Source organism: Streptomyces sp. MMCC 100, from assembly GCF_041538145.2.
GTDB lineage: Bacteria > Actinomycetota > Actinomycetes > Streptomycetales > Streptomycetaceae > Streptomyces.
On record NZ_JBGORK020000014.1, the window covers coordinates 1 to 541 of the forward strand.

Sequence of the window (541 nt, forward strand, 5' to 3'; positions counted from 1 at the left end):
AGTGGGAGCGGCTGGACCTGGACACGGCGATGGACATGATCGCCGACCGGGTGATCGAGTCACGGCGTTCCGGCTGGCAGTGGGAGGTCGACGAGACCCGCACCCGGCGCACCCTCGGCGTCGCCAGCCTGGGCGGTGCGACGCTGGACAACGAGGAGAACTACCTGATCAAGAAGCTGTTCACCGCCCTGGGCGCGGTGCAGATCGAGAATCAGGCGCGTATTTGACACTCCTCCACCGTTCCCAGTCTGGGAACCTCGTTCGGCCGCGGCGGCGCGACCACCTTCCAGCAGGACCTGCAGCACTCCGACTGCATCGTCATCCAGGGCTCGAACATGGCCGAGTGCCATCCGGTCGGGTTCCAGTGGGTGATGGAGGCCAAGGCCCGCGGCGCGAAGGTGATCCACGTCGACCCGCGTTTCACCCGCACCAGCGCCCTGGCCGACGTCCACGTGCCGCTGCGCGCCGGATCGGACATCGCCTTCCTCGGCGGGATCATCAACCACGTCCTGCGGACCGAGGGCTACTTCCGTGACTACGT

1 protein-coding gene is annotated in these 541 nt (G+C 67.1%); it reads left to right on the forward strand.

Annotation, left to right across the window (positions count from 1 at the left end; genetic code table 11):
- On the forward strand, positions 1 to 541 hold a 541-nt coding region (locus ABS735_RS38565), incomplete at both ends, for a molybdopterin-dependent oxidoreductase (protein WP_476755899.1).